Annotated in this window: 17 protein-coding genes and 4 pseudogenes; 15 read left to right on the plus strand and 6 right to left on the minus strand. The window is 56.7% G+C overall.

The features are described from left to right. Positions 1-37: 37 nt before the first annotated feature. From LH464_RS24855 to LH464_RS14905, 5 genes are all read left to right on the plus strand, one after another. Positions 38-502: a GNAT family N-acetyltransferase gene (locus LH464_RS24855; RefSeq protein ID WP_226787188.1), complete on the plus strand. Its 465-nt coding sequence runs from the start codon at positions 38-40 to the stop codon at positions 500-502. A gap of 1,036 nt (positions 503-1,538) precedes the next feature. Then, complete coding sequence (locus LH464_RS14890; protein ID WP_226787189.1) at positions 1,539-3,488, plus strand: PrkA family serine protein kinase; 1,950 nt, start codon at positions 1,539-1,541, stop codon at positions 3,486-3,488. A gap of 23 nt (positions 3,489-3,511) precedes the next feature. Then, positions 3,512-4,837 (plus strand): YeaH/YhbH family protein, encoded by a 1,326-nt coding sequence (locus LH464_RS14895; RefSeq protein WP_226787190.1) that lies wholly within the window; start codon positions 3,512-3,514, stop codon positions 4,835-4,837. Between the two features lie 3 nt (positions 4,838-4,840). After that, positions 4,841-6,370: a SpoVR family protein gene (locus tag LH464_RS14900; RefSeq protein WP_226787191.1), complete on the plus strand. Its 1,530-nt coding sequence runs from the start codon at positions 4,841-4,843 to the stop codon at positions 6,368-6,370. A 1,056-nt stretch (positions 6,371-7,426) separates the two neighbouring features. After that, on the plus strand, positions 7,427-7,648 hold the full coding sequence (locus LH464_RS14905) for a hypothetical protein (RefSeq protein WP_226787192.1): 222 nt from the start codon (positions 7,427-7,429) through the stop codon (positions 7,646-7,648). 177 nt (positions 7,649-7,825) lie between these two features. Here the strand turns inward: LH464_RS14905 and LH464_RS14910 are convergent, their stop codons facing one another. The 3 genes from LH464_RS14910 to LH464_RS14920 all read right to left on the minus strand — a co-directional run bounded on the left by LH464_RS14910 (position 7,826) and on the right by LH464_RS14920 (position 10,314). Continuing rightward, positions 7,826-8,308, minus strand: coding sequence for a pyridoxamine 5'-phosphate oxidase family protein (locus tag LH464_RS14910; protein WP_226787193.1), 483 nt, complete (start codon positions 8,306-8,308; stop codon positions 7,826-7,828). A 749-nt stretch (positions 8,309-9,057) separates the two neighbouring features. Next, positions 9,058-10,080: a ribosome small subunit-dependent GTPase A gene (gene rsgA / locus LH464_RS14915; protein ID WP_226787194.1), complete on the minus strand. Its 1,023-nt coding sequence runs from the start codon at positions 10,078-10,080 to the stop codon at positions 9,058-9,060. A 48-nt stretch (positions 10,081-10,128) separates the two neighbouring features. Then, positions 10,129-10,314, minus strand: a complete 186-nt coding sequence (locus LH464_RS14920) for a hypothetical protein (protein ID WP_226787195.1) — start codon at positions 10,312-10,314, stop codon at positions 10,129-10,131. 123 nt (positions 10,315-10,437) lie between these two features. Here LH464_RS14920 and LH464_RS24860 point away from each other — a divergent pair. From LH464_RS24860 to LH464_RS14935, 4 genes and pseudogenes are all read left to right on the plus strand, one after another. Then, positions 10,438-10,550 (plus strand): annotated as a pseudogene (locus LH464_RS24860) (BtpA/SgcQ family protein); the annotation flags it as partial. 1 nt (position 10,551) lies between these two features. Beyond that, a pseudogene (locus LH464_RS14925) lies at positions 10,552-11,015 on the plus strand (TenA family protein); the annotation flags it as partial. 129 nt (positions 11,016-11,144) lie between these two features. Next, complete coding sequence (vapB, locus tag LH464_RS14930; RefSeq protein ID WP_226787249.1) at positions 11,145-11,375, plus strand: type II toxin-antitoxin system VapB family antitoxin; 231 nt, start codon at positions 11,145-11,147, stop codon at positions 11,373-11,375. Continuing rightward, a pseudogene (locus tag LH464_RS14935) lies at positions 11,375-11,527 on the plus strand (VapC toxin family PIN domain ribonuclease); the annotation flags it as partial. The gene vapB and the pseudogene LH464_RS14935, both read left to right, overlap by 1 nt. A 296-nt stretch (positions 11,528-11,823) precedes the next feature. On the opposite strand, the gene LH464_RS14940 reads toward LH464_RS14935, so the two are convergent. Together LH464_RS14940 and LH464_RS14945 are read right to left on the minus strand one after the other, a co-directional pair. Further along, positions 11,824-12,339: a hypothetical protein gene (locus LH464_RS14940; protein WP_226787196.1), complete on the minus strand. Its 516-nt coding sequence runs from the start codon at positions 12,337-12,339 to the stop codon at positions 11,824-11,826. Positions 12,340-12,347: 8 nt separating this feature from the next. After that, positions 12,348-12,785 carry a hypothetical protein gene (locus LH464_RS14945; RefSeq protein ID WP_226787197.1) on the minus strand — a complete coding sequence of 146 codons (438 nt, stop codon included), beginning with the start codon at positions 12,783-12,785 and terminating at the stop codon, positions 12,348-12,350. Between the two features lie 580 nt (positions 12,786-13,365). On the opposite strand from LH464_RS14945, the gene LH464_RS14950 reads away from it, so the two are divergent. Then, on the plus strand, positions 13,366-13,773 hold the full coding sequence (locus LH464_RS14950; RefSeq protein WP_226787198.1) for a PaaI family thioesterase: 408 nt from the start codon (positions 13,366-13,368) through the stop codon (positions 13,771-13,773). On the opposite strand, the gene LH464_RS14955 is transcribed toward LH464_RS14950, so the two are convergent. Continuing rightward, positions 13,770-14,549, minus strand: a complete 780-nt coding sequence (locus LH464_RS14955) for an IclR family transcriptional regulator (protein ID WP_226787199.1) — start codon at positions 14,547-14,549, stop codon at positions 13,770-13,772. The genes LH464_RS14950 and LH464_RS14955 overlap by 4 nt on opposite strands. 162 nt (positions 14,550-14,711) lie before the next feature. Here LH464_RS14955 and LH464_RS14960 point away from each other — a divergent pair, with 162 nt between their 5' ends. The 5 genes and pseudogenes from LH464_RS14960 to LH464_RS24865 form a co-directional block, all read left to right on the plus strand. Then, positions 14,712-15,851, plus strand: coding sequence for an acyl-CoA dehydrogenase family protein (locus LH464_RS14960; protein ID WP_255648409.1), 1,140 nt, complete (start codon positions 14,712-14,714; stop codon positions 15,849-15,851). A gap of 3 nt (positions 15,852-15,854) precedes the next feature. Continuing rightward, the gene (locus LH464_RS14965) at positions 15,855-16,628 is read left to right on the plus strand and encodes an enoyl-CoA hydratase/isomerase family protein (protein WP_226787200.1); all 774 of its coding nucleotides are present in this window, start codon (positions 15,855-15,857) and stop codon (positions 16,626-16,628) included. Between the two features lies 1 nt (position 16,629). After that, positions 16,630-17,841, plus strand: coding sequence for a CaiB/BaiF CoA transferase family protein (locus LH464_RS14970; protein ID WP_226787201.1), 1,212 nt, complete (start codon positions 16,630-16,632; stop codon positions 17,839-17,841). Then, positions 17,841-18,971 (plus strand): thiolase family protein, encoded by a 1,131-nt coding sequence (locus LH464_RS14975; protein WP_226787202.1) that lies wholly within the window; start codon positions 17,841-17,843, stop codon positions 18,969-18,971. Before LH464_RS14970 ends, LH464_RS14975 begins: the two co-directional genes overlap by 1 nt. Continuing rightward, a pseudogene (locus LH464_RS24865) lies at positions 18,968-19,099 on the plus strand (zinc ribbon domain-containing protein); the annotation flags it as partial. The gene LH464_RS14975 and the pseudogene LH464_RS24865, both read left to right, overlap by 4 nt.

Here is a 19,099-nt window from a genome sequence, read left to right on the forward strand (position 1 = left end):
GCTAGGGAGTGTGGTTCAGGCCATGACGAGGCGGTGAATGCGATTTCGGATCAGCTTGGCACAGCATGATGATATAGCACCTTGGCTTCGGCTGGCTGAGGAAGTGGCGCCGTTGTTCGGCCCCGTGCCCGGCTTCGAGGAAGTTCTTACCCGGAAGATCTCTCAGCGGCAGGCTCACTGCGCAAGGAGGGATGCTGAAAATAGCAGCTTTTTAGGAGGCGTTATTGTAGGTGGAAATGGTAAGGAGTATGCCATCCGCTGGCTCGCCGTATTTTGCGACTTTCATCGGCTCGGCATCGGCAAGTTACTTCTCGAGGCTGCCATTTCGACTACCCCCCCCGAGTCTTCTGTATATGTGGATACCTTCGTTGCCGGTAGTCCCGGAGCGGACGCCGCCAGGCGGCTGTATGAGTGCTGTGGCTTCTTCCCCGCGGACATTTGGAGAGAGGGTGATGTAGTCCGCCAACGGTATTTGCGTCGGCCGTATAGCGTTCTGCCTTGACGACCGCTTTTTGGCGCAAAGCGGCGAGGGGAAGATGTGGCGCCGTGCGCTCCAATTGAGGTCGCATCAAGACGCTTTGTATCCTTGTGGCGCACCTGCGCCAGTTTGATCACTGCTGGAACGAGCACAAATACGCTCCTTATACGCAATCATAATCAAGCACTGGGTCAAGGCTCGGAGGCCCGTTGTAGATCCCGGGGACGAGACGTTGTTGAAGGCTCGTCGCATGCCACCGAGCCTACTTCAGGGCAGCGGCAGGTGCGCGACCAACGACTTCATAGCTGAAGACGGTCCCGACGTTCCATCAAAAGCTCATTCTCAACAAGTCGCCTTCCTGTGTCGGTCAGTTCCGCCCCCTCACTCAAGCCGAGCTTACGAAGTCGTTGATCAATCTCGTCCGTGAGCGCAGCGCCTTCGTGTCGGTAGAGCCGCAAGAGGACGCTCCATTCCTCGTAAGTGAAGTCCCATCTGCCAACCATAATGAGCCTTTCTCTGTTTCACATTATGATGATAGCACGGTTTCGTCTCTGGGAAGGTGTCGCCCCGCTGATAACCGAACCGCCAGGAGAACCTAGCCGATTGCCTGATAAAGTACGGGATGACGATATGGGACCGTTAACCGAAGGTTGTACCAACCGAAAAGGTCACCCGGGAGAGCGATGAGCCGCCCATCTGGCGGGGTCGCGACGTAAAGTCGCCTCTGTCACCGGCACCATTTTAGGTCGGTGCCCTGGGCCCATTGCTCGATAATTCGTAGGCGGTTCTAAGGACGGCCTCTTTGCTGCAGCACGATGAGAGACGGCATGTCGAAGCACGTGATGCCACGATGCGCACTAAGGCCCGTAGTCCAGTTCATCATTGACCAGCTGCCGAGCCCCGTGTCGTATCGGAACCAGCGTGGCCGTGCAGATGCCCCGCAGCGTGGACATTCTGATTTCTTTTTCAATGAGGGGAACAAACGCGTGCTTCCTCCGTATACTGATAAGAGGCCGCCAAACCATGCGGCGGGCTGGTCCAACGACTGTGGGAGTGTTCCGTGCGGACCGACAGCAGTGACGTTTTCGACCTCTTTTCAAAGTCTTATTCCAGCGAAGCTCGAGAGACGCTGAGTCTACAGGAGTACTTGCTCAGCTGCCGCGACAATCCAAGCATGTACGCCACTGCACCGGAGCGTATGATAACGGCCATAGGTGAGCCTCGACTTGTAGACACAAGCAGAGACGAGCGTTTGGGCCGGGTCTTCGCTAATCGCACGATCAAGCTCTACCCGTCCTTTTCCGATTTCTTTGGCATGGAAGATACGATCGAGCGGATCGTTGGCTATTTCCGCTACGCTGCCCAAGGCCTCGAGGAGCGCAAGCAGATCCTCTATCTCTTGGGGCCGGTCGGTGGTGGTAAGTCCTCACTCGCTGAACGGCTGAAAAGGCTGATGGAGGAGCATCCGATCTATACACTCGCCATCGACGGAAAGATGAGCCCGGTCTTTGAATCGCCCCTAGGGCTCTTCAGCCGTGAACGCATGGGCGATCTGCTAGAGGAAAAATACGGCATCGCGAAACGGCGGCTCACGGGCCTTATCTCGCCATGGGTCACGAAGCGGCTCGATGAGGTCGGTGGCGACATCTCAAAGTTCGGCGTTGTTAAGCTGATGCCCTCCGGGCTGCGCCAGGTTGCAATTGCGAAGACCGAACCGGGCGACGAGAACAATCAGGATGTCTCAGCGCTTGTCGGCAAGGTCGATATCCGCCAACTCGAGAACTTTAGCCAGGCGGATCCCGACGCTTATTCATACAGTGGTGGCCTCAATCGTACGACACAAGGCCTTCTCGAGTTTGTCGAGATGTTCAAGGCGCCGATCAAGGTGCTGCATCCACTACTGACCGCCACGCAAGAGGGCAGCTACAACGGTACCGAAAATTTCGGCGCCTTTCCCTATCAGGGGATCGTGCTTGCCCATTCCAACGAGTCGGAATGGGTGAATTTCAAGCACAACAAGAACAACGAGGCCTTCCTGGACCGCATCCTCGTCGTCAAGGTACCCTATTGTCTGCGCGTCACCGAGGAGCGAATGATATACGAAAAGCTCCTGCGGGAGAGCGAGCTTTCCGACAGTCCGTGCGCGCCCGAAGTGCTGGAAAATCTCAGCCGCTTTACGGTGGCGACGCGCCTTACCCCTCACGAGAATTCTCCGATCTATACGAAGATGCGCGTCTACGATGGCGAGAATCTGAAGGATACTGATCCCAAGGCCAGATCCCTCCAGGAATACCGGGATGCCGGTGGAGTCGATGAAGGCATGAACGGTGTCAGCACGCGCTTTGCCTTCAAAGTACTGTCAGAGACGTTCAACTACGACACCAAGGAGGTGGCAGCCGATCCGGTTCACCTTATGTACATCCTCGAACAAGCAATCCGCCGTGAGCAATTTCCCAAAGATATCGAAGTGAACTATCTGGATTTCGTCCGCTCTGAAATCGGTGCCCGCTATGCCGAATTCATCGGCCATGAGATTCAGAAGGCCTATCTGGAATCTTACAGCGAATATGGTCAAAATCTATTCGACCGCTACATTGCCTATGCGGATGCGTGGCTGGAAGATCAGGATTTCAAGGATCCGGACACAGGCCAGATGCTCAATCGCGAGGTGCTTGACAGCGAGCTATCGCAAATCGAAAAGCCCGCCGGTATTGCTAATCCAAAGGATTTTCGCAACGAGGTGGTCAAGTTCACCCTGCGATCTCGCGCCCGCAACGGTGGACGCAACCCCTCATGGACGAGCTACGAAAAGCTGCGCGAGGTTATTGAGAAACGCATGTTCGGCCAGGTCGAAGACCTTCTGCCGATCATCAGCTTTGGCTCGAAGAAGGATAGTGCCATCGAGAAGCAGCATGCTGATTTCGTGGATCGCATGACCGCACGGGGCTACACAGTGCGGCAGGTTAGGCGGTTGGTTGACTGGTACATGCGTGTCAATAAGGCCGGATGAAGTGCCTTTGTGGGGGCTCGCCCATGCCGATTTTCATTGATCGCCGGCTAAACCCCAAGGACCGTAGCCTCAGCAATAGGCAACGCTTCTTGAAGCGCGTTCATGATGACCTGAAACGTTCGATCGGCGAACAGGTCAAGGAAGGTAGGATTTGTGATGTCGATGCGTCACACAGCGTGCCGGTGCCGAAGCGCGGTGCCGACGAGCCAAAGTTTCGCAATTCCGCCGCCAGCGGTGAGAGGCACTACATCCTGCCCGGCAACCATAGCTTTTCGGCCGGCGACCGTATTGCCAAGCGCCCCGGCGGCGGCCAGGGTGCCGATCGGGCCGCGGGACGCGGAGAGGATGAAGACGACTTTCTCTTCGTACTCTCACGCGATGAAGTGCTCGATCTCTTCTTTGAAGACCTCGAGCTTCCCGACATGGTCAAGCTCAGTCTGAGGGAGACCGTGACCTACAAGCCTCATCGTGCCGGTTTCGCCACATCGGGTACACCAAGCCATATCAATGTCGCGCGCACCTTGGGTAACAGCTTGGGGAGGCGAATAGCGCTGAGGCGCCCCAGCGAAAAGGAATACCAGGCAATCGCAAACGAGGTCACCGCCCTGGAGGCGGAACCTCGACTCTCGCCGCCGCACCGCCGGCGGCTTACCGCGTTGCGTGTCGAATTGGAGGTCCTAGAACGGCGTCGCAAACGTATTGCCTTTCTTGATCCGGTTGACGTGCGCTTCAACCGCTTCGAACGTCTGCCCCTCCATAATGCCAACGCCGTCATGTTCTGCCTGATGGATGTCTCGGCATCGATGGGAGAGCGGGAAAAAGACTTGGCGAAACGCTTTTTCGTTCTTCTGCACCTCTTTCTTAAGCGGCGCTATGACCGGATCAATGTCGTCTTCATCCGTCATACGGATGAAGCCAGGGAAGTGGACGAGGAGACTTTCTTCTTCAGCAAGCAGAGCGGTGGAACGGTCGTCTCTTCGGCTTTGGAGGAAATGCAGCGCATCATCCTTGACCGTTATCCCTCGAGCACCTGGAATATCTATGTCGCGCAGGCCTCCGACGGTGACAACGCAACGGGTGATTCCGAGCGCTGCGCTCGACTTCTTCGCAATGAGTTGATGAAGCTCATCCAGTATTATGCCTATGTCGAAATCATCGATGAGCGGGAAAGCGAAATCTTCGGAACGACGGACAACGGTACTGCGCTGTGGCGCGCTTATCGTACCGTCAATGGCGCGGTTGCGAGCTTTCAGATGACACGTATCGCGAAACCGGCCGATATCTATCCGGTTTTCCGCAAACTCTTTGTCAAGCAAACCTCAGCCTCTGGCCAGCAGCTGAAGGGGTAGGCCATGGCACGCCGCGCCACCCTGCTATTCGACGGTTCCGAATGGAATTTCGCCACGCTTTCGCGGACCTATGAGGCCATCGAAAAGATCGCTGTCGGCGAGCTGGGGCTGGATGTCTATCCCAACCAGATAGAGATCATCTCCTCAGAGCAAATGCTAGACGCCTATTCCTCAATCGGGTTGCCGTTGATGTACCAACACTGGTCGTTTGGCAAGCGTTTTGCATCCGAAAGCCATCGCTATCGCAAGGGGCGAGCGGGACTCGCCTATGAGCTGGTGATTAATTCCGATCCTTGCATCACCTATCTTATGGAGGAAAACACCATGGCGATGCAGGCGCTGGTAACCGCGCATGCCGCCTTTGGCCACAACCATTTCTTCAAAAACAACTATCTGTTCCGCCAGTGGACGGACGCCAGCGCGATCCTCGGCTACATGGACTTTGCCAAGAAGTACATCGCAAAATGCGAGGAAAGGCATGGCCTTGCGGCGGTGGAGGAGATACTCGATTCAGCCCATGCACTGATGGACCAGGGTCTCTTCCACTTTCGCCGACCGCCGCGGCTTTCTCCGGCCAAAGTAACGGAACGGGCGCGTGAACGGCTGGAATATGAGGAGCAGGCCCACAGCGACCTGTGGCGCACCCTACCGGCGCCGGTCGGGGCTGTCGAGATCGAGGAGGCTGAGCGGGAGGCGTTGGAGCGCAAGAAGTCTCTCCACCTCCCGGAAGAAAATCTGCTCTACTTTCTCGAAAAGCATAGCCTGATACTCGAGCCTTGGCAGCGCGAAATCCTCAGGATAGTCCGCGTGATCGCACAATACTTCTACCCGCAGGGCCAGACAAAGGTAATGAACGAGGGCTGCGCGACTTTCGTGCATTACAAGATCGTCAATCGGCTCTTCGACCAAGGCCGGATGAGCGAGGGCTCCATGCTGGAACTGCTCGCGAGCCACGCAAATGTAGTCTTTCAACCGAGTTTCGACGATCCGCGCTTTTTCGGCATCAACCCCTATGCGCTCGGCTTTGCGATGATGGGAGACATCGAGCGCATCGCGACCCAGCCGACCGCAGAGGACCGCGAATGGTTTCCTGACATCGCCGGCAACGGCGATGGGATGAGCACGCTCATGAATGCGTGGGAAAACCACCGCGACGAATCCTTCATTCTGCAATATCTAAGTCCAGCGTTGATCCGAAAATTTCGTCTCTTTCACCTTAGCGACCGAGCTGTCGATGGCTTCTGCGAGGTCGGCTCCATCCATGACGAGCGCGGCTATTCCTCCATTCGCTCGGGCCTTGCGCGCAGCTATGATCCCGCTGCCCAACGGCCGGATATTCAGGTGGTTGACGTTGACCTTTTGGGCGACCGGCGCCTACAGCTCCACCACATCGTCAAGAATGGCATCCTCCTGGAGGAGAGCCAACGCGACGCGACGCTAGTCCACATCCGCCGTCTCTGGGGCTATGGTTTGTGCTTAACGGGAATTGATGCCTCCAACGGCGCGGAGCTCCACACTATCTCCTTGGCTTGAGCGGAATAGATAAGTAGCTCGCCGGTCCGCTGTCGGAAGATGGTATGATCAACAATCTAGCGCAGGAGTGGGTCTCTCTGCCAACGACAGAGGGCGTGGGCCACTACGGCAACCCGTACGCTGGTTAAGCCTGCCAAGGTTCGGTCTGTCCTCGCGCGGGAAAATAAGCGCCACGCCGAAGGTCAGCCCATCATTGAAAAGGCAGTCACGGTCGAGGTGCAAAAAACCGGTACCGGTCACCAGGATGAGGCGCTCATCGCTTCTTCCGCATCAGGGCATCAGTCACGACAGATACATCCGGGTCATGATCTGGGCTCTTCGATGAATTGCAGACAGGGCATGCCAGCAGCGCCACAGCCGCACCATCTTGGCCCTGCCCACGGCTTGCGAGGATGTACTTCGCAAACCCATTCGGTTCCTTCGCAATTGTCGCACTGCTTCATCCCCTCATCTTGGCGGATGTCATGATGCTGATCAAGCGCTGAGGACCGCCGCGGCGGGTGGGGACGCCTGTTGCTCTCTTGAAATCAATACCGCAGAGCATGGGGATGAGACTTACCACCACCAGGGGCGTCCGGCAGAGCTTACAACGAACGGATCCGAGCCGGGAGGTCCGGGGCAACGAGCTCGACCGCAATCAGATATCCGGGCGTAGTAGCACTATCATTGAGCAGTTCGCCAATCGATCCCCGTCAATTGAGACGTCAGGAGTCGGAAACAAGCAGGCCAGCGGCCTACAGGTGGTACGGTGTATCTAAGAGGATGATGGAAGCGCAGCAGCCGACCGGGCGGTAAACCCCCGGCATCGGAATTGCGGGCACGGCTTCTCCTCCGCGCCGGGCGCCTTTGACAGTGGTCTAATTTCATGTGGTCGCTACCGCATGCGGCGCATGGGTTCTTATTACGTTCTCGTGGGAGAATGGGTCGTGGCGGGGGCTGATTGTCTTCCCTCAGTTGCTGGCAGCAGTGTCGCTCCTGCCCTTTGAACGCTTGAAGCCACTCCAGCTTCGCGCAACAATTGCTGTCATAAATCGGACATGAAATGGAGAACGTTCGATGCGATCAACCGCCGAGAGTGATGGGTTTCCCGAAGATATTCAGACGACCGCCTGGGCGATCGCGGCGAGGCATTTGACGCGCGGGCAAAAAGACGTCACCAAGATGATAGCCGACGCTCTCGTCATTGAGCGTGCTCGGTGCGTCGAGTTAATGCACGCCGCACTGGGACCGGAAGATCCGAGAATCGTGTTCTTGGAGAACCCCAGCCATGAATGGTAACGCCGTCCAAGGCGCTTTTTCAGGGGGTCTCTTACTCGGTGGCGGGAGAAGGGAAGCCGATCATCGGTTTTAAAGCTCTTAAACACCCGGATCGATGGGCGGCGTCCCGAATGCAATTGCAGAAGCGACGGTAACCCGACACTGCCGCATGCCCGCCTGTTCACGAAAACGTCGTGGCTACATCTTGACTGTTGCGCTCTTACCCAGATCTGGCTTCGTATCGCTGACGGCAGCCGCTGCCATCTTGATGTAGCTAACGACAGTCCCGGGGCTGTCCCAGTATTCCGCAAAGGAAGGAGTTACCTTGAGAATTCGGATCGACGGATCTTCGGGGCTATCCCACCAGGCCTTTGCGGGAATAGCAAAAAGCTCGCGGATTTTGTCTCGATCGTTCTGAATCTCAGCCTTGCCCGAAATCGATACATATTTCTGGCCCTTCGGGTTGGCGAAGGCGAGGCATACGGCCGAATGTAGCGCGATCTCTTCATCCTTATGGCTGGCGACGTCGGTCAAGAAATAGAACGCGTTCGTGTCGCGTTCGGCGTGGGCCGACATCGGGCGAGCGCGAAGGTCGTTGCCGGACTGCGTCGTCAGCATGCAAAAGCCGATGTCTTCAGCGAGATCCCAAACCTTAGCTTGATCGTCTTCTTGATGGGCCATAATCATCTCCTTGTTGAGTGATCGGGTAACGATGGGCTCTCGTTGTTGTTCCGGTCACTCCCACAGCAGGAAGCTCCGTAGCAGTAGAAAATACCGACTTGGGACTGAAGCTAGATCAAGTTTACGCAAGAGTTCGGGCGTGAGAATCAACAGAGAGCCCATGGCGGCCGGCTTCCCTCGAGCTAGCTCTCATCAAGGACCCTTCCAGAAAAGGCGAAGAAGGGTCGCGGCGATCCCCTCCGCTTGAACCTCGCCTTTTGCGATGCTGGATGCTGCGCTCGCCGGAGCAAAGCCTTACCGGTGGGTTCATCGCGGCTAAGCACCCACGATTTTAGTTTTCGTTTTGCAGTGGCCGTGCGCAATCAAGTATCAAAAACGAACTTCGAAAACAGAATACTCGGTTTCGATCTGCTCAAGCCGCTGCTACGCCGGCCCAAACTGTGTTATCGCCGTGACCGCCTCGGCGCGGTTATCGACTTTATTGTTGAAGTGGGGCCTAGAGTTAAACTAGAGGCTCCATTACGCCGGGTCGTTATATGAGCGGATTGGATATGAGCGGATTGGACGAAGGCACTCCCATCGCCGGAAGGGAGACAGATTAGAGCCACTGCAATGGGTGGAATTGAGCGCTGGCGTAATCTTGGGGTAGCGGCCTGTCCGGTTGGGACTAAGCGCTCTGGACCTGTCGTCGCCGAGTAACGATCTTGGAAGTGGTGGCGACAAGTTCAACTCATCACGGCTGCGGATCTTTAATACTTCTTCTTGCGAACGGTCTTGTTTCCGCGTGGTCCGCTGATGACCGGTGTTCGATTGCGGTTCTCAGCAAGCAGGCTTCGCCAGCGTTCAAGGCGGTCGGCGGCTAAAGTGCCGCCTTTGACGGCTGCCTGTACTGCACAGCCCGGTTCATGCGCATGGGTACAATCACGAAATCGGCAAAGCGGTGCCAGTTCCGTTATATTAGCAAAGAGCGTGTCGATCCCGTCTGTGACATCGCTGACGTAGAGTGTTCTTATTCCTGGCGTATCGATAACCCAACCGCCACCTGGAATAGCATGCAGCGATCGCGCGGTCGTGGTGTGCCGGCCTTGGGCGTCATATTCGCGGATAGTCCCGGTTTTCTGCTTTGCGTGAGATGCAGGTCCAGCCAACGTGTTCACCAGCGTCGACTTTCCAACTCCGGAGGAGCCCACGAGCGCGACCGTTTGCCCAACGCCGCACCAGAGCCTTAAAGCAAAGCTTGCATCGGCAGAGCGCCCATTCAAGGCAACGACAGGTAGGTCACGCTGCAAAACCTCCGCTTGGGCCTGAAATCGCCCAACGTCGTCGGCGGTGTCAGCCTTCGTCAACACGATCACCGGATTGCTGCCTGCCTGGTTGGCCATGATCAGATAACGCTCTAGCCGGTCAGTACTGAAATTGGCGTTGCACGATGTCACGATCAACAGAGTATCGATATTGGCGGCAACAAGTTGCTGGCCACGTCCGACTTCCGGGCGGCGCTGAAAAAGAGTTTTTCGGTCGAGGCGGCTGACCAGCATGTCGGACCGGGGATCGGCAAGCACCCAGTCTCCTACTGCGAAGTCAGCCGTGTTGGCATTGGCTGGAAGCTCCAGCTTCACCTGCCCTGTGACGTCGATCGCCTCAATGCGAGCCCGGTGAACCGAAGCGACGCGCCTGGGCACAAGGTCCACTTCGGTTGGCTTGACCTGATCCGCGAAGAAGTCAGACCAGCCAAGCAATTCCAACGCTGAGTGAAGATGGGAGTTAGTCAATTTTTGCTTCGCATTCGTTGGCGGAGTTTGTCGGTGGCTTTCGGAGGCTTACCACCTAGTGGCGCGCTGATGTTCTCTCTTTGGCAAAGAGTTTGCGTAGGCAGCAGCCTCGCCGGAGTAGGGGAAATCTTCCCCTAGCTGAAGGTCGCCATCGTAAACTTTAAAGGCAGGCCCGTCGACTTCGACGACCTTGTAGCCATTCACATGTTCAAACTTTGGTGTTTTCCAACCCATTAAGTGCTCCAGTTTCGGTCCAACGTTTCGGTAATTTTCGAACATGATGTCCAGCACGATGCTCAGTAGACTCGTCCTCTATCAGGTGTTTTCACAAAAGACTAAAGACGAACTAGCCACGATCACGGCGTCATCGTCGCCTCCTCGCTCAAGGAAGATGGCGTCTGGTGGAACCCCGTCGAGCCCTCAGGGTGACGGCGTTTGTCGAAGCCGCACGCCCGGCAGTGGGTGCTTGAGATGAACGGGGCACTTTCCGAGCAGATCCTGAACGAAAACAAGGTCGTTTTCGATGCGATGGTGGGCCACCGTTTCGTCGAGGACATCAAGGCGGACCGCCTCCGAAAGAGGTCTTCGAGTGCTACCTCGTATCCGAGGGCGCCTTCGTGGACACCGCTATTTCGATATTCGCCTTCGCCGCGTCGAAGGCCGGGACGATCGCCCAGAACCGCCGGCTGATCGGCGTGCTGGATGTGCTTGCCAACCAGCAGATCGCTTATTTCGATAAGGCCTTTGCTGAACGTTGCATCGATCACACAGCCTTCGACACATCCATTCCCGAGGTCTCAGCCTTCCGCGACGGCATGCTGGCGATCTCCCGTGACGGACGGTATCTCGACACGGTTGCCGCGATGTTCGCCGCCGAGCGGATGTATTGGACGTGTTCGAGTGAGGCAGCCCGGCATTCAGTGAGCGATCCGCTCGGCGGTTTGGTTTGGTTGGAGAGCAGTAGCATAGGCATAAGGCCACGGCGTGGCCTTGAAAATGGCATATCCCATGACATATCCCAACCGCCGCAGTATTTAATATATGGAATTTTGATAGGATTACCGGTGGAGCAGGGTGCAGTCTTTCGAAATAATCGTAGCCAAGCCGTTCGGCTGCCGAAGGCCGTAGCTTTACCGGACGATGTAAAGCGCGTCGATATCGTTGCGGTCGGACGCGCCAGGGTTATCGCCCCCGCCGGTGAAGTTTGGGACAGCTGGTTCGATGGCCAGGCGGCGACATCGGATTTTATGAGCGAGCGTGATCAGCCAGCGTTGCAGGAGCGCGAGGCGCTTTGATGCTGAAGTACATGCTGGATACCAATATCTGCATATTTACGGTGAAGAACCGGCCGCAGCAGGTGCGCGAGGCTTTCAACCGCCATCATGGTCAATTGTGCATCAGCTCTGTCAGCTTGATGAAATTGATCTACGGCGCGGAAAAATCAGCTTTCGCCGAGCGGGCGAGCTCGGCTGCGTTGAGGAGCCCGGATTGGTGGTGTGCCGGCATGGTCCAGAAGCCTCTTAACGTCTCGCCGAGGATGGGCGGCTCCAGAAACGGAATATCTCGTTCGAGATAGGTGCGAATGAAATCTTGTCTCCTGCATGCTCCCGCGGTCGCTGGAAGGAAAGTAGACTATCGGAAAGCCGCGCCTCAGCTAACCGGGGTGAGCACCCCGAAACGAAAACCCCGGCATGCCAAAGCGGGATACCGGAGTGATCTGTTCTTTTGTGGAGGGCTAGGAGGTTAAGCCTCGGTTGTGGCGGCTTCCACCAGTTTCCGTGCATCGCCGAAGCCACCCATTTTCGCCTTCCAGGTTAGAAGTGGCGCGTAGAAGCGCAGATAGGCGAGCATCAGGGCGACCGAAATATAGAAGCACATCACGCCCATATACGTCGGGTTGAACAAGCGGTCGGTGCGGCCGTTAAGGATGATTGCATTATACCAGACGATGGCAGAGATCGGCATTGCAATCAGCAGGCCGAGCGGCACGAAGCGGTTGAAGATCAGCATCAGCCCGCAGACGATTTCGAGCGTCTTGACGATGTCAAACAAGCCGACTTCGATCATCGTGATGAGCATCTGCGAGGAAAGCGGCGTGTTTCCAACCGGTTGCGGGAAAATGGCCGGCAAGCCCGCCTGGGTCAGCCAGTAAGATGCGCCCGAGACGAGCATCCAGCCCCCGATATAGAGCCGGCCGAGTGACAGCAGGATCTTCACGATGGTTCCGACGCTCCAGTTGTAAGTGATTTCCTTGGACATGATTTCCCTTACTCCTGCGACACGTGGCGCTTGATGCTGTCGATACGGCCGCCGCGCGGGCCGATATGGTATACGTCCACGACCGTCTTTTCGGCACCGGCTTGCGTTAGCTTGTGGACCGTGACGACCGTGCGTCCATCACCGACGAGCGGCTGGAGCAGTTCGGATTTCACCTCTGCGCCATCAGCGAATTCGGGGAAGATCGCTTTGTCGAAATCGGCATCGGGCGCGATGTATTCGCCCGCGGCATATCCCCCCTTGGCGTTGACGTAGACTTCCTCGCGGAAGTCGCTCAGCATCTGCTTGGGCATTTTGTCCAGGGCGGGTCCCCATTGCCAGCCGGGGGCGATGTGAAGCTGGTAATAGATATTGGTTAGAAAAAGGGCGGCGACGACGAGCGAAGCGACATAAAGCGTCCGCTCGGATATGAGATGGGACCCAGACAAGTCCTACTCCTTGATGTGCTCTTGAGTTTTCAAGATTATGGTGGTTTCGTGGCGGTTGCCACATATGAATATGTGCCCTTACTAAAACGGTAGTGTGGAGGCAATGCGTGCAACGATCTTTGCACTGCACAAGGCCCCCGCGGCACGGTTGATCCAATCGGGGCAGAACCTTGCATGCGAGACAGGTGCGTGTCGGAGCGTTGAGGAATCCCTGGTGCCGTCCGTACGGCTCTTACATCTTAAGCACTGCGAGGCACCACTCGGAGTCGGGTGAAAGCGGTGGAAATCTCGAGCGGGAGTTGGTTCGCGGACCATCGTGTGGCACAAGGTGCCTAATTGCAGCCCAGAGAGATACAACCCGTGAATCCCGGTCATGCCAAACTGTGGTTTCGCGGGTGGTCGTCGACGTTTGAAATCATTACATTGAAGGCGACGCGGCAATATCGGTCCGACGTTTCTACATTCTTAACATGAAACAAAAAGTCCCGCTCCAGCTGAATCGTCTACAGCCCACATTGCCTATGGCATAGAATCAGTTTGCCATGCGACTTGCTTGGTTGCAGATGCTGAAGGAGCGGCCATGTCATTAGTGCAGTACGAGAACTTTTCCCCATTCGTGGAATTCCTCGGGGTTACGATCGTTCACCAGGGTGAGGACCAGGTTCAGACATCTCTTCCATCCCAGCCTGTGCTGCAGAATCGCAAAGGGGACATCCATGGTGGTGTCATCGCTACCCTTCTCGATACCACCCTTGGCATGGCAGCTCGAGGAGAAATGGATCAGCAAGCAGCAAGTTCGACGCTGAGCCTGACCGTGAACTTTCTCAGCCCGGCCCGAGGAGAGCTTCTATGCAGCGCGCGCTGCGTCCGGAAAGGTCGTTCTATCCGGTTTGTAGAAGGCCAGATTACTGACAAGGACGGCGAAGTGGTTGCAACTGCAGTCGCAACTTTCAAGGTCTTTTCGGCAAACAGGGCGAGCGCCTGCTAGTTGCTTAGCTCATAAAATGAGGCCGGAAACGGCTGTCCGCCGAGGGTCGCCGTCGCCTCTTCCGCCCATCGGACAACCTTTTGACCAAAATCGGCAAAACGGCTCGCAGGTAGATCGCTTTCGTCTGCAGTCAGCGTGATGGAACCGCAGACTGAGCCGTCTTTTTGCCAAACAGGAGCGGCAATCGAGTTGACGCCTCGTCTGACACCGCTTTCCGACGTCGCAAAGCGACGCTCGCGGACCGGCCCGATCCGCTCCATCAGCTTGCTGCGATCTGCTGGTTGAAAGCCTACGGTTCCCCGATGTGCAGGGGCAAAGAGCCTCTCAAGGTCCAGTGGTGGGAGAAAGGCTGAAATCGCGATGCCGCCGGCCGTCTGAGTCATCGGCAGCGAGCTTCCCATTTCTGCGGAATATGTCAGCCCAATGTGGCCCTCGACCCTGTCGAAGTATGTAATGAAGGGGCAATTGTTGAGGACGAAGAACGCATTAAACCCTGTTTGGTGGGCTGCCTGGCGGAGAATAGGGTGAAGGTTGCGGCGCGTGTGGTTCTCAGCGAGGACCCGTGATCCCACTTCCCACATAAGCAAGGTTGCGCGGTACTTCCGGGATCCGGAATCTTGCTCTGCATAGCCCATCTCGACCAGTGTTCCCAAGAGCCTTTGTACCGCGCTGAGGTTGAGCTCCATCTGGCGGGCAAGCTCTGTAATACCCAGCGGCTCTGACGCTGCACACAGAGCTTCCAGAAGTCGCAGTGCTTTCTTGGCCGTCAAACTCATGAACGAAGCTCCTTAGAATGTCGAATAGTGACATACAACGTCAGATATTAAAATACCCTTGCATGGCGCTCTTCGATATGTAAGATCAATATTAGATAACAAGTATCACTATTCGATAAGGAGGCGTCTTTGCTGGATCGGGAAATGACTGGCGCTTGGGAAATGCCTGAGCATCTCAATATGCTTCGGGGGACCGTCGTTCGGTTTATGACAACAGAGGTACGACCCGTTGAAGAGAAGCTGGCCCACGACAGCTACGCCCTCCCTGCCGAGGAACTGGCGCGGTTACAGCAGAAGGCACGGGAGGCCGGATTGTGGTGCATGGCTTCGCCTGAGGAATATGGCGGTGGCGGCCTCGGTTTGCTGGGCCAGGTCATCGTAGCGGAAGAAGCAGCCAAATGCCGAATGGGCGCCTACGTTCCAGCCTGCGGTGCATTCGGCATCGACCCGCCGTCGGTCATATGGCTTGGCTCGGAAGAGCAGCGCCAGAAATACGGCGTGATGGGCATAAAAGGCGGGAAGAAAAACTTCGTCGCAATTTCGGAAGCATCCGGAGGCTCCGACCCGGGCCACAAGATTCAGACTCGCGCAGAGCGGGACGGTGATGATTATATCATCAACGGTACAAAGATGTGGATCACAGCCGCTGATAAGGCGGACTGGGGCATAGTCTTTGCGCGTACGGGGGAAGCCGGCAAAGGCGAGGGTATCACGGCATTCATTGTCGATCGTGATACGCCGGGGATCACGTGCAAGGAGATCGGCGTCATTCGCTCCTATGCTCCCTATGAAGTCAACTTTGATAATGTGCGGGTACCTGCGTCCAACTGCCTTGGAGAAGAAGGCCAAGGGTTCGCGATCTGCCAGAAATGGCTTGTACATGCCCGCGTTCCTTACGCCGCAGGCGTCATAGGAATTGCGCAGGAGGCTTTGAAAATCGCCATTGATTGGGCCTGCGAGCGCCACGTCCACAAGTCCCGGCTCTCGGACAAGCAGGCGATTCAATGGATGATAGCGGACAGCGACATGGAGCTGCGTGCTGCTCGACTTCTCGTCTACCAAGCTGCCTGGAACGGCGATCTTGGTCGAGACATCAAGATTGACGCGTCGATTGCGAAGGTGGTTGCGACGGAAACTGCCGGCCGGGTCATCGATCGTTGTGTGCAGATACTGGGGGCCATGGGTGTGGCGCGGGAACTGCCGCTTGAGCGCTGGTATCGCGAATTACGCATCAAGCGGATCGGCGAAGGTCCCTCCGAGGTCCATCGGATGGTCTTGGCACGCCATCTTCTGCGGGGTTGAGCGATGTCGATAGAATTTGACGTTCAGGATTGCATTGCACTGATCACGATCAATCGTCCCGAGCGGCGGAATGCCTTGGATGCGGATCACTACGCCGCTCTTTCTGATGCGTGGTGCAGGGTGCGTGATGACGCAGGGATTCAGGTGGCTGTAGTGACCGGCGCGGGAGATAGGGCTTTCTGTGCCGGAGCCGACCTCAAGTCCTGGGTCGGTCGCGACAATCCTCTTTCCGAGCTGTGGCTCACTCAGAAAGACAGTCTGCTGAATCGTGGACTGGAAGTCTGGAAGCCCGTTATCGCTGCCGTGAACGGTGCATGCGTCGCCGGTGGAATGACCCTCCTCCTCGGCACGGATCTTCGCGTTGCCGTATCTGGTGCGACGTTTTCCCTGGCAGAAGTGAAGCGCGGGATCATTGCCGCGAATGGTGGGACCCAGAGAGTGATGAAGCAACTCCCATATGCGATTGCCATGGAGATCCTGCTGCTGGGAGAATCGATCGACGCCGACACCGCTGCAAGGTGGGGTCTGATTAACCGCGTCGTTGAGCCAGAAGACCTTCTATCCACTGCAATGGAAATGGCTCGAAAAATCCAGCGAAACGCACCTCTTGCAGTTCAGGCAGCAAAAGAATTGGCAATACGGTCGCAAGACATGAGCCTCGCAGACGGATTGCGGATGGAGCAGTTCGTCAATCGAATTCTCCACCATTCCGAAGACACACGCCTCGCCCGGGAAGCGTTTGCCGAGAAACGCCAGCCCCAGTTTAAGGGAAATTGACATGGAGGAGAAGCGATTGGCCCCGGCTGCGTTGCCACTGAAGGGTGTCAAAGTTCTCGATTTGACCCAGATCTACAACGGGCCTTATGCGACCTTTCTCATGGCCATGGGTGGAGCCGAGGTTGTAAAGGTGGAACCTATCGGCGGCGAGTACCTACGTCGACGCGATGCGAGCTCGGGCGCGTTCATGCCTTTCGCGATGCTGAATGCTTGCAAGGATTCGGTTTCGTTGAACCTGAAGTCCGCGAAAGGACGCGAACTGTTTCTCAAGCTTGTCGAGCAAGTGGACGTGGTGGTTGAGAACTACTCACCTGGCGTTATGGATCGTCTCGGTATTGGTTGGGAAACTCTCCGTGAACGCAATCCGCAGATCGTATTCGCTTCGGGTTCGGGCTATGGCCAAGACGGGGGTTATCGAGACCTCATGGCAATGGATTTGACCGTGCAGGCGATGTCCGGAGTCATGAGCGTAACCGGGTATCCCGACGGTCCACCTACCAAATCTGGCGCCGCACTGTGTGACTTCTTTGGTGGCGTTCACCTTTACGGAGCGATCGTCACGGCTCTTTACCGTCGTGCGGTGGAAGGCGTGGGTGCGCGGGTCGAGGTTTCAATGCTCGAGGCTGTTTACCCGACGATGGCATCCAATATTGGAATGATCCATGGCGCGCGCGATGACATCCCGTTGCGTACAGGGAATCGCCACGGCGGGCTTTCTCTATGTCCATACAATGTCTACCCCACGTCGGATGGCTACATCGCGATCATCTGTAACAACGACAAGCATTGGAAAAGCCTCCTGGAGGCTATGGGTCGTGCCGATCTTTCCTCCGATCAGCGGGTTCGGACGATGCGTGATCGCGTCAGTCATATGGAGTTCGTCGACGATCTGGTAGCGCAATACACTCAGCAACGTCCAAAAGAGCAGCTTTCACGGCACCTGCAAGATCACAAGGTGCCCAACGCCCCAGTACGTGACCTGACCGAAGTCATCAAAGACCCGGTACTGCACGAGCGCGGGTCTCTGCTTGATGTCGATCACCCAACCTTTGGAAGACTGACGCTGCCGCGCTCTGCGCTCAGGTTCAGCGATACCGAAACGCGAGACTATGTCTGCTCCCCCAAATATGCTGCCGACAACGCAAGGATTTATGGCTCGATTGATATCGGCCCCCAAGAACTTGCCAAGCTCGCAGAGGAAGGGGTGATCTGATGCGAGGCCAAACCGTTATCGCAGGCGTTGGAAATACCCGTTACGGAAAGCACCCTGATCGCGATAAGATCGATCTGATAGTAGCGGCCGCACGAACGGCACTGGCTGACGCCGGTCTCTCAAAAGACATGGTCGATGGCGTCTTTGTGAAGATCGCCAATGCCGCACCCTCCGTGCTCTATGGTCAGAAAGTCTCGGAGGCACTGGGGTTGCAGCCGAAGATCGGCTGTGCGCTGGACCAGGGCGGGGCGGCCAATATTAGTCTCATCACCTACGCCGCGCTCGCCATTCAGGCCGGAATGATTGACATAGCGTTGGTCTGTTATGGCGACACCGCTCGCACGGGTTCGCGTGCCGTCTATCACCGCCCGAGAGGCGACGACGCTGTCATGGGCTGGTATTCTACCGCTGCCGGATATGCGATGATCCATCAGGCGTATCGACAACGCTACGGGACGCCGGACGAGCATTTTGGAATAGTCGCGGTGACGGCGCGGAGGCACGGGGCGAACAACCCAGACGCTCACCTGCGGGTTCCCCTGTCGATGGGGCAATATCTTCAGGGCTCGTATGTCGTTGAGCCCTTGCGTCGCGATGACTGCTGTCTGGTTTCCGACGGCGGCGCGGCCATCATCCTGATGAGTAATAAGAGAGCTCGACAGCTGGGGCGCAGCCGCGCTGTCCCGATTATTGGTCTGGGGCAGGCACAGGAGAGTTGGGAAGTTCACCTTCGCCCCGATCTGCTTCACACGAAGGCTGCCGACTCGGCTGAAACGGCATTCCGGATGGCGGGTATCCGCCGGGAAGACGTTTCGTTCGCGCAGCTCTATGACTGTTTTACGGTGACCGTCCTCCAGACGCTCGAAGATTATGGTCTCGCACCGCGAGGCACTGCCGGTGCACGCGCTTTGTCTGAAGGCATAGGGGTTGATGGTTGGTTGCCACTCAATACGGCCGGGGGACTTTTATCGGAATCGGGTACCCCTGGACTGCAACTCATAATCGAGGCTGTGCGCCAGATGCGTGGGGAAGCACGGCTGCAGGTATCATCGCCTCGATTTGGGCTGGTGTCCAACCAAGGTGGCTCCATGCATACGCACGCAACCCTAATTTTGGGACAGCCACAATGAGCGCACCGCAGCCCACTCTCTCGCCCCTGACCCAGCCATATTGGGAGGCTCTCCACGCGGGTCAGCTCACTTTTCAAAAGTGTGAAGAGTGTGATCAGGCTTGGCTTCCGGCTCGTGAAGCCTGTCCA

Source organism: Pseudorhizobium xiangyangii, assembly GCF_020531965.1.
GTDB classification, from domain to species: Bacteria; Pseudomonadota; Alphaproteobacteria; order Rhizobiales; family Rhizobiaceae; genus Neorhizobium; species Neorhizobium xiangyangii.

Coding starts and splice junctions, on each gene's coding strand:
- LH464_RS14965 (WP_226787200.1), top strand. CDS start 15,855: ATGTCGATAGAATTTGACGTTCAGGATTGCATTGCACTGATCACGATC.
- LH464_RS24855 (WP_226787188.1), top strand. CDS start 38: ATGCGATTTCGGATCAGCTTGGCACAGCATGATGATATAGCACCTTGG.
- LH464_RS14975 (WP_226787202.1), top strand. CDS start 17,841: ATGCGAGGCCAAACCGTTATCGCAGGCGTTGGAAATACCCGTTACGGA.
- LH464_RS14920 (WP_226787195.1), bottom strand. CDS start 10,314: ATGGGTTGGAAAACACCAAAGTTTGAACATGTGAATGGCTACAAGGTC.
- LH464_RS14900 (WP_226787191.1), top strand. CDS start 4,841: ATGGCACGCCGCGCCACCCTGCTATTCGACGGTTCCGAATGGAATTTC.
- LH464_RS14970 (WP_226787201.1), top strand. CDS start 16,630: ATGGAGGAGAAGCGATTGGCCCCGGCTGCGTTGCCACTGAAGGGTGTC.
- LH464_RS14910 (WP_226787193.1), bottom strand. CDS start 8,308: ATGGCCCATCAAGAAGACGATCAAGCTAAGGTTTGGGATCTCGCTGAA.
- LH464_RS14905 (WP_226787192.1), top strand. CDS start 7,427: ATGCGATCAACCGCCGAGAGTGATGGGTTTCCCGAAGATATTCAGACG.
- LH464_RS14895 (WP_226787190.1), top strand. CDS start 3,512: ATGCCGATTTTCATTGATCGCCGGCTAAACCCCAAGGACCGTAGCCTC.
- LH464_RS14960 (WP_255648409.1), top strand. CDS start 14,712: ATGCCTGAGCATCTCAATATGCTTCGGGGGACCGTCGTTCGGTTTATG.
- LH464_RS14955 (WP_226787199.1), bottom strand. CDS start 14,549: ATGAGTTTGACGGCCAAGAAAGCACTGCGACTTCTGGAAGCTCTGTGT.
- LH464_RS14940 (WP_226787196.1), bottom strand. CDS start 12,339: ATGTCCAAGGAAATCACTTACAACTGGAGCGTCGGAACCATCGTGAAG.
- LH464_RS14950 (WP_226787198.1), top strand. CDS start 13,366: ATGTCATTAGTGCAGTACGAGAACTTTTCCCCATTCGTGGAATTCCTC.